The organism is Pseudomonas sp. Sample_22 (assembly GCF_004307635.1).
GTDB lineage: Bacteria > Pseudomonadota > Gammaproteobacteria > Pseudomonadales > Pseudomonadaceae > Aquipseudomonas.
The window spans coordinates 40,465-48,029 of record NZ_RCNY01000082.1 but is presented as its reverse complement, the minus strand read 5'-3'; the positions used below and the strand labels follow the sequence as shown (position 1 = coordinate 48,029).

Genomic DNA, 7,565 nt, shown 5'->3' with positions numbered 1-7,565 from the left:
TTCGACTGCGCCGGAAGTGGGGCGAATTATAGACACCTGAGATCTGCCGTCAACCGCTATTTTCACAAATCTGTCATATAGGTCAAAAAAGCCCGAAAACAAAGAGGCCGACCCAATGGGTCGGCCTCTTTGTTTGCCCTTCTACTTACAAACTAGGGAACGCGAACTGCGATGCTTCATGGCTCGCACGCTGAGGCCAACGCTGAGTGATTGCCTTGCGGCGAGTGTAGAAACGTACGCCATCCGGGCCGTAGGCATGCAGGTCGCCGAACAGCGAACGCTTCCAGCCGCCGAAGCTGTGGTAAGCCACTGGCACCGGCAATGGAACGTTCACACCGACCATGCCCACTTCGATCTCGTCGCAGAACAACCGCGCCGCTTCGCCGTCACGGGTGAAGATGCAAGTGCCATTGCCGTATTCATGATCGTTGATCAACTGCATCGCTTCTTCCAGGCTGTTGACCCGAACGATGCACAGCACCGGCCCGAAGATCTCTTCTTTATAGATGCGCATCTCTGGTGTGACGTTGTCGAACAGGCAGCCACCCAGGAAGAACCCTTCTTCATGACCGGCCACGGTCAGACCACGACCGTCCACGACCAGCGTAGCGCCAGCCGCTACGCCATCTTCGACATAACCGCTGACCTTGTCGCGCGCCTGACCGGTAACCAAAGGCCCCATGTCCAGGCCGCAGGAAGTGCCCGCACCGATTTTCAATGCCTTGATCTGCGGAGTGAGTTTGGCCACCAAAGCATCGGCAACCTGATCACCCACGCACACGGCCACCGAGATCGCCATGCAGCGCTCACCGCAAGAACCGTAAGCTGCGCCCATCAATGCACTTACTGCGTTGTCCAGATCCGCATCCGGCATCAGCACTGCATGGTTCTTCGCGCCGCCCAGGGCTTGCACGCGTTTGCCGCGCTTGGTGCCTTCGGCATAGATGTATTCGGCAATCGGCGTCGAACCGACGAAGCTCAACGCTTTGACTTCTGGCGCTTCGATCAGCGCGTCCACCGCTGTCTTGTCGCCGTGTACCACGCTCAGCACGCCCTTCGGCAGTCCGGCTTCCAGCAGCAATTGTGCGATCAGCAGTGTCGAGCTCGGGTCACGCTCGGAAGGCTTGAGGATGAAGCAGTTGCCGCAGACGATCGCCAGTGGGTACATCCACAGCGGCACCATGGCCGGGAAGTTGAACGGGGTGATACCCGCAACCACGCCCAGCGGCTGGAAGTCCGACCATGCATCGATGTTCGGGCCAACGTTGCGGCTGTATTCGCCTTTGAGAATTTCCGGCGCTGCGCAAGCGAACTCGACGTTCTCGATGCCGCGCTTCAGTTCACCGGCAGCGTCTTCCAGGGTCTTGCCGTGCTCTTCGCTGATCAACTGCGAAATCCGGCCTTCGTTCTGTTCCAACAGTTGCTTGAAGCGGAACATTACCTGGGCCCGCTTGGCCGCAGGCGTGTTGCGCCAGCCCGGAAATGCAGCCTTGGCGGCGTCGATGGCGCTCTGGATGGTTTCGCGGGTCGCCAGCGGCAGCTTGTGAATAGCCTGTCCGGTAGACGGGTTGAACACATCGACCGCGCGACCGTTCTCGGTCACCAGTTCGCCATTGATCAAATGCGGAATAACGCTCATGGAAGCTCCTGAAAAGTTGTCCACAGGCGCCCGTTTCCGAACGCCCGTTGTTTATAGCTATATAGAAGGAGAAATCAGTCGATCTTGCTCAGCACTTCGCCGACCGCATCGAACAGGCGATCAAGGTCTTGTGGTTTGCTGTTGAAGGTTGGGCCGAACTGCAGGGTGTCGCCACCGAAGCGCACGTAGAACCCGGCTTTCCACAGTGCCATGCCGGCTTCGAACGGACGAACGATGGCGTCGCCATCACGCGGGGCGATCTGGATCGCACCGGCGAGGCCGAAGTTACGGATGTCGATGATGTTCTTGGTACCTTTCAGACCATGCAGTGCATTTTCGAAATGCGGTGCGACTTCAGCCACGCTCTGTACCAGGTTTTCCTTTTGCAGCAGGTCGAGCGCTGCCAGGCCCGCGGCGCATGCCACCGGGTGCGCGGAATAGGTGTAGCCGTGCGGGAATTCCACCGCGTACTCAGGCGTCGCCTGGTTCATGAAGGTCTGGTAGATCTCGGAGCTGGCGATCACCGCGCCCATCGGGATAGCACCGTTGGTGACTTGCTTGGCGATGCACATCAAGTCCGGGGTGACGCCGAAAGTGGTGGCGCCGAACATGGTGCCGGTACGCCCGAAACCGGTGATCACTTCGTCGAAGACCAGCAGGATGTTGTGCTGATCGCAGATTTCGCGCAGGCGCTTGAGATAACCCTGAGGCGGAACCAGGACACCGGCGGAGCCGGCCATTGGTTCGACGAATACGGCGGCGATGTTCGAAGCGTCGTGCAGTTCGATCAGCTTCAACAGTTCGTCAGCCAGTGCGATACCGCCCTGCTCCGGCATGCCACGGGAGTAAGCGTTGCTGGCCAACAGCGTGTGCGGCAGGTGATCGACGTCCATCATCGCCTGACCGAACAACTTACGGTTACCGTTCACACCGCCGAGACTGGTGCCGGCAATGTTCACACCGTGGTAACCGCGGGCACGACCGATCATCTTGGTTTTGGTCGATTGGCCTTTCAGGCGCCAGTAAGCGCGGACCATCTTCACGGCCGTGTCAGCACACTCCGAACCCGAGTCTGTGAAGAACACGTGGTTCAGGTTGCCCGGTGTCAGGTCGGTGATTTTCTCTGCCAATTGGAAGGAGAGCGGATGGCCGTACTGGAAGCCTGGCGAGTAATCGAGGGTGCCCAGTTGCTTGGCCACCGCCTCTTGGATTTCCTTGCGGGTGTGCCCGGCGCCGCACGTCCACAGACCGGACAGCGAGTCATAAACCTTGCGGCCCTTGTCGTCGATCAGCCAGCTGCCTTCTGCACCGACAATCAGGCGCGGGTCGCGCTGGAAGTTGCGGTTGGCCGTGTACGGCATCCAGTGAGCATCCAGTTTGAGCTGGCTGGCCAGGGATGTCGGAGCGTTTTCAGGCAAGTTCATGAGCGAAACCTCGCAAGGCGATAAGCGACATAGGGATATAAAAACCGTTCTTGCAGCTAAATTGCCACGGGGATAAAGTCGGTGAAATCCAACTTTTCTAACCTTTAGTCAGGTCATCACTAAACTATGTCCAGCCGCCGTCCCGATCCACTGGCGCAAGTCAGCGACTTTGATATTCGCTTGTTGCGGATCTTTCGCAGCGTCGTCGAATGCGGCGGCTTCTCTGCGGCGGAAACAGTGCTCGGCATCGGTCGCTCGGCCATCAGCCAGCAGATGAGCGACCTGGAGCAGCGCTTGGGTTTGCGTCTTTGCCAACGCGGGCGTGCCGGTTTTTCCCTGACCGAAGAAGGCCGGGAGGTTTATCAATCAGCGCTGCAGTTGCTGAGCGCACTGGAAAGTTTCCGCACCGAGGTCAATGGTCTGCATCAGCATTTACGCGGCGAGTTGACCATTGGTCTGACTGACAACCTGGTCACCCTGCCCCACATGCGCATCACCCACGCCCTCGCGCAATTAAAGGAACGTGGCCCGGACGTTCAAATCCAGATTCGCATGATCGCGCCCAATGAAGTGGAGCAAGGTGTGCTCGACGGTCGCCTGCATGTCGGCGTGGTGCCGCAGGCCAGTGCCCTGTCGGGGCTGGAATATCAACCGCTATATAGCGAGCGCTCGCTGCTGTATTGCGCGGTCGGCCACCCGCTGTTTTATGTCGACGACAAGCAACTGGACGATGTGCGCCTCAACAGTCAGGACGCCATCGCCCCGACTTTCCGCCTGCCGGCGGAGATCCAGGCCCATTACCAGGCACTCAATTGCACCGCCAGCGCGTCGGACCGCGAAGGTATGGCGTTCCTGATTCTGACCGGCCGTTATATCGGCTACCTGCCCGACCATTACGCGAGTCTCTGGGTGCAACAGGGTCGATTGCGCGCGCTGAAATCAAAAACGCGCTTCTACGATTTGAGTCTCGCCTCGGTCACGCGCAAGGGGCGTCGCCCACATTTGGTGCTGGAGAGTTTTCTGGAGAGTCTGGCGGCGACGCGTTAATGATCGTTGCGCCGCATAAGGACTTGTCTGGAGCCTGTGGGTGCGCTATCAACGCAATGCCCGCACCCACCCACCTGATCGGAAGTGCCCATGACCTTTGAAGTCCCAGCCCACGGCGGAAAACCCGCCAGCCGCATTCGTCAGAAAAACGAAGAGACCATCATCAAAGCCGCCGAAGACGAGTTCGCCCGTCACGGGTTCAAAGGCACCAGCATGAACACCATCGCCTTGAATGCAGGCTTGCCCAAAGCCAATCTGCATTACTACTTCACCAATAAGCTGGGTTTGTATGTGGCGGTGCTGAGCAACATCATCGAGTTGTGGGACAGCACCTTCAATACCCTGACCGCCGACGATGATCCGGCCGAAGCGCTGACGCGTTACATCCGCGCCAAGATGGAGTTTTCCCGGCGCCAGCCGCAAGCCTCGCGAATCTTCGCCATGGAAGTCATCAGCGGCGGCGAATGCCTGACCGAGTATTTCAACCAGGACTATCGCACCTGGTTCCAGGGCCGTGCCGCCGTGTTTCAAGCGTGGATCGACGCTGGCAAAATGGATCCGGTCGACCCGGTGCATCTGATATTCCTGTTGTGGGGCAGCACTCAGCATTACGCTGACTTCGCCACGCAGATCTGCCGAGTCAGCGGTCGTACCAAATTGACCAGGCAGGACATGGAAGACGCCGGCAACAACCTGATTCGCATCATTCTCAAAGGCTGCGGCCTGACGCCAACTCTCTAAGACGACTATGCCTTTTACCCTCAGCGACTTTTGCGAATACCGCGAAGAGATTCGCAAAAGCCGCTTCATCACCTACGCCGCGCCGATCAGCAGCCCTGCCGAGGCCCAGGCGTTCATCGAACAGCACAGCGACCTGAATGCCACGCACAATTGCTGGGCGTGGAAGCTCGGCGATCAATACCGCAGCACCGATGATGGAGAGCCCGGCGGCACTGCGGGACGACCCATCCTGGCGGCGATCGAAGCGCAGGATTGCGATCAGGTCGCGGTGCTGGTGATTCGTTGGTACGGCGGCATTCAACTGGGCACCGGCGGATTGGCCCGGGCTTATGGCGGTGGCGCCAACAAATGTCTGCAAGCGGCGCCGAAGGTAGAACTGATCAGCCGTGTGCCGCTGCGGTGTGCCTGTGCGTTTGGCGAACTCGTGCTGGTGAAGTTGCGCGTCGTGGAAAACGGCGGGCTGGTGGTGCAAGAGGACTTCACGGCCAATGGCGTAGAACTGCAATTGGCTGTGGGGGCCGAGCAGATCGCCACCTTGCAAACTCAACTCGCCGATTTGAGCCGTGGGCGCATTCTCTTGCAGCGCTGACTGAGTCAAAAGATCGCAGTTTTCCCCTGCGATCTTTTGGGGCACAGGGTTTTATCCCCTATTCCATATTTGCCCACATCTACTGTGCACCCGACTGTGGATAACCTGAGCACATACTGCTGTAACCCTTCTGTCATGCGGCTTTGCGGGCTTTGCTCATTTTTCATCCAATTCACTGTCAAAACGTTAAAACCAAAGTAAAAACAATTAGTTAGATCGGTTTATCACCTTTAGAAGAAAGCCACACAGCGCTTATGCCCAAGTTTTAAGCTTGCGCACAAATACTGTGGAGCAATCTGTGGATAACCCGTTCATGGCTGACGCGGCCCCATATCCGGCATGGCTTGCAGCGCACTGCTCATTTTTTGACCAAAAACGCACGCGCAAAACCGGAGCCAGATCAACGGCTTTGCCCTCAGATGGTGCCGCGGTTTACATCCCGCCCAGCGAAGTGCCGGACTCAACGCTCCGGTTCAAACGGCTCGGATGATTTCCTGACCTACTGGCCAGAAAATTGCTTTATCCACAGGCATAACTTCAATCGAACCGAGCCTGTCATGACCCACGCCGCGCCCATTGTCGATGCAACCCCTCGCCTGCAATTGCGCAGAATCAGCAAGCGCTACCCCGGCTGCCTGGCCAACGACGCTATCGACCTGAGCATTGCACCCGGTGAAATACACGCCCTGCTGGGGGAGAACGGCGCGGGTAAAAGCACGCTGATGAAGATCATCTACGGGGTTATCCATGCCGATTCGGGCGAGGTGATATGGCAAGGGCAGCGGGTGAGCATGCGCAATCCCGCCCAGGCTCGTGGCCTGGGAATCGGCATGGTGTTCCAGCATTTCTCGCTGTTCGAAACGCTTAGCGTGGCGCAAAACATCGCCTTGGCCATGGGTGCGGCGGCTGTAACGCCAAGACAGCTGGAACCGAAGATTCGTGAAGTGTCGCAGCGCTATGGCATGGCCCTGGAGCCGGAGCGACTTGTCCACAGCCTGTCGATCGGCGAACGGCAACGGGTGGAGATCGTTCGTTGCCTGATGCAGGACATCCGCCTGCTGATTCTTGATGAGCCGACGTCGGTGCTGACCCCGCAAGAGGCCGATGAGCTGTTCGTCACCTTGCGCAGGCTCGCTGCAGAGGGCTGCAGCATTTTGTTCATCAGCCACAAACTCGCTGAAGTCCGCGCGTTGTGCCATAGCGCGACTGTGCTGCGGGCTGGTCGGGTAGCCGGGCACTGTGTGCCGGCCGAGTGTTCGGATCAGCAACTGGCGCAATTGATGGTCGGCGAAGCGGCGGCGTTGATCACTGACTATGCAAAAGCGACGGGACAGGATGTCTGGCTGAATGTGCAGGGCTTGTCCTGGCACAACCCGGATCCGTTCGGCTGTTCGCTCAAGGGCATCGACCTTGAAGTGCGCAGCGGTGAAATCGTTGGCATCGCCGGGGTCGCCGGCAATGGCCAGGACGAGTTGCTGGCCCTGCTCAGCGGTGAAGAACGATTGCCCCGAGTCGACAGCGCCAAGATCAGTTTCGGCCTCGAACCGGTGGCACATTTGCGCCCCGACGCACGCCGCCAGCGCGGGCTGGCATTTGTGCCTGCCGAGCGCCTGGGGCATGGCGCCGTACCGGAAATGAACCTGGAGGAAAACGCCCTGCTCACCGCTTTCCAGCAAGGTCTGGTGAATAACGGACTGATCCAGCGCGGCAAAGTCCAGGCATTGGCCAACACCATCATCGAGCGTTTCGCAGTCAAGACTCCTGACGCGCAAACACCGGCCCGCAGCCTGTCCGGTGGCAACTTGCAGAAATTCATTCTCGGCCGGGAAATCCTCCAGCAGCCCAGGCTATTGGTCGCCGCGCACCCGACCTGGGGCGTTGACGTCGGGGCCGCCGCGACGATCCATCGCGCGCTGATTGCCTTGCGCGATGCAGGTGCGGCGATCCTGGTGATATCTGAAGATCTCGACGAACTGTTCCAGATCAGCGACCGCCTTGGCGCCTTGTGCAGCGGACGAATGTCGCCACTCAAAGCCACCGTCGATACCCGCCTGACCGATGTCGGTGGCTGGATGGCCGGCCAGTTTGATACCCCTCAATCCTCGGTGGCCGCCACACTTTAACG

General features: G+C 58.9%; 6 protein-coding genes. 4 read left to right on the top strand and 2 right to left on the bottom strand.

The window, feature by feature from the left end; all coding sequences use genetic code 11:
- Nucleotides 1-145: 145 nt before the first annotated feature.
- Nucleotides 146-1,639: a CoA-acylating methylmalonate-semialdehyde dehydrogenase gene (locus D8U73_RS21915; RefSeq protein WP_130905784.1), complete on the bottom strand. Its 1,494-nt coding sequence runs from the start codon at nucleotides 1,637-1,639 to the stop codon at nucleotides 146-148.
- Between the two features lie 74 nt (nucleotides 1,640-1,713).
- On the bottom strand, nucleotides 1,714-3,063 hold the full coding sequence (locus D8U73_RS21910; protein ID WP_075947886.1) for an aspartate aminotransferase family protein: 1,350 nt from the start codon (nucleotides 3,061-3,063) through the stop codon (nucleotides 1,714-1,716).
- Between the two features lie 126 nt (nucleotides 3,064-3,189).
- Between D8U73_RS21910 and D8U73_RS21905 the strand changes: the two genes are divergently transcribed.
- From D8U73_RS21905 to D8U73_RS21890, 4 genes are all read left to right on the top strand, one after another.
- Nucleotides 3,190-4,110 (top strand): LysR family transcriptional regulator, encoded by a 921-nt coding sequence (locus D8U73_RS21905; protein ID WP_130905783.1) that lies wholly within the window; start codon nucleotides 3,190-3,192, stop codon nucleotides 4,108-4,110.
- A 90-nt stretch (nucleotides 4,111-4,200) separates the two neighbouring features.
- Entirely contained in the window at nucleotides 4,201-4,851 is a 651-nt protein-coding gene (locus D8U73_RS21900) for a TetR/AcrR family transcriptional regulator (RefSeq protein WP_056852528.1), read from the top strand.
- Nucleotides 4,852-4,858: 7 nt separating this feature from the next.
- The gene (locus D8U73_RS21895) at nucleotides 4,859-5,440 is read left to right on the top strand and encodes a YigZ family protein (protein WP_056852527.1); all 582 of its coding nucleotides are present in this window, start codon (nucleotides 4,859-4,861) and stop codon (nucleotides 5,438-5,440) included.
- Nucleotides 5,441-5,997: 557 nt separating this feature from the next.
- Nucleotides 5,998-7,563 (top strand): ABC transporter ATP-binding protein, encoded by a 1,566-nt coding sequence (locus tag D8U73_RS21890; protein WP_130905782.1) that lies wholly within the window; start codon nucleotides 5,998-6,000, stop codon nucleotides 7,561-7,563.
- The last annotated feature ends 2 nt before the right edge of the window (nucleotides 7,564-7,565 follow it).

Bases quoted from the DNA above. Each gene is read 5' to 3' on its own strand.
- D8U73_RS21895 (WP_056852527.1), top strand. From the start codon at position 4,859: ATGCCTTTTACCCTCAGCGACTTTTGCGAATACCGCGAAGAGATTCGC.
- D8U73_RS21915 (WP_130905784.1), bottom strand. From the start codon at position 1,639: ATGAGCGTTATTCCGCATTTGATCAATGGCGAACTGGTGACCGAGAAC.
- D8U73_RS21905 (WP_130905783.1), top strand. From the start codon at position 3,190: ATGTCCAGCCGCCGTCCCGATCCACTGGCGCAAGTCAGCGACTTTGAT.
- D8U73_RS21890 (WP_130905782.1), top strand. From the start codon at position 5,998: ATGACCCACGCCGCGCCCATTGTCGATGCAACCCCTCGCCTGCAATTG.
- D8U73_RS21910 (WP_075947886.1), bottom strand. From the start codon at position 3,063: ATGAACTTGCCTGAAAACGCTCCGACATCCCTGGCCAGCCAGCTCAAA.
- D8U73_RS21900 (WP_056852528.1), top strand. From the start codon at position 4,201: ATGACCTTTGAAGTCCCAGCCCACGGCGGAAAACCCGCCAGCCGCATT.